The following is a 1,206-nucleotide window of genomic DNA, read 5'->3' on the forward strand; positions in this document are numbered from 1 at the left end:
TGCAGTGGACTAGACTAAATCTGACAGTGGTTGGTTTTTCATGCTGGCGCGCATTGGCGCGGAGGGCGTAGCCCGTAGCGGCAATGCGCGCCGCGAACAGCAAGGAGTCCGCCATGACTCAGGAGCAGAAGGTAATTCGTGCCAAGGTCGGCATACTCGAGCTGGCCCGGCAACTCGGCAACGTCAGCCAGGCCTGTCGCGTGATGGGTTACTCGCGCGACAGCTTCTACCGATTTAAGGAACTGTACGATCGAGGCGGTGAAGCTGCGCTGCAGGAGATTTCCCACCACCGGCCGCTGCTCAAGAACCGCGTGGACCCGCAGGTTGAGGCCGCCGTTGTCGAGCTGGCCCTCGAATTGCCAGCCTACGGTCAGGTGCGTATCGCCAACGAGGTCCTCAAGCGGCATGCTCTGTCCGTTTCACCCCAAGGCGTCCGTAGCATCTGGTTGCGCCACGATCTGGAGACCATGCCGAAGCGCCTGAAGGCCTTGGAAGCCAAGTCCGCCCAGGAGGGGTTGGTGCTAACCGAGGCGCAGCTCGTCGCGCTCGAACGCGCCAAGCACGAGAAGGAAGTGCACGGCGAATTCGAGTCCGAATGTCCGGGCTACTGCGGCGCGCAGGATACGTTCTATGTAGGCAGCCTCAAGGGCGTCGGCCGTGTCTACCAGCAAACTTTCGTCGATACCTACTCGAAGGTTGCGTTCGCCAAGCTCTACGATCGCAAGACCCCCTTGCCAGCGGCGGACCTGCTCAACGATCGCGTTGTCCCGTTCTTCGACAGCTTCGGCATTCCATTGCTACGCGTACTGACAGACCGCGGCACCGAATACTGCGGCAACCCCGAGCATCACGAATACGAGCTGTATCTGGCCTTGGAGGACATCGACCATACCCGGACAAAGGCCAAGTCGCCGCAAACCAACGGGATCGTCGAACGGCTGCACAAGACCATGCTCAACGAGTTCTATCGCATCGTCTTCCGCAAGAAGATCTACGACTCGATCGCCACCTTGCAGACGGACCTTGATGCGTGGCTCAACCAGTACAACAATGAACGAGAGCATCAGGGGCGATGGTGTTACGGCAAGACGCCGATGCGCACTTTCCTCGATTCGCTCGATCTCGCCAAGGAGAAACTCATCCCCCATTGACGACTTGTTCTTTGTCGGCCCGACTACCTGTCAGATCAAGTCCCGGCTAATACAG

Annotated in this window: 1 protein-coding gene; it reads left to right on the top strand. The window is 59.3% G+C overall.

The window, feature by feature from the left end:
- The first annotated feature begins 113 nt into the window (after positions 1 to 113).
- The gene (locus DIE23_RS38990) at positions 114 to 1,151 is read left to right on the top strand and encodes an IS481 family transposase (RefSeq protein WP_185646625.1); all 1,038 of its coding nucleotides are present in this window, start codon (positions 114 to 116) and stop codon (positions 1,149 to 1,151) included.
- Positions 1,152 to 1,206: the final 55 nt, after the last annotated feature.

This window comes from Burkholderia sp. Bp9143 (assembly GCF_003853645.1).
In the GTDB taxonomy this organism is placed as follows: Bacteria; Pseudomonadota; Gammaproteobacteria; order Burkholderiales; family Burkholderiaceae; genus Burkholderia.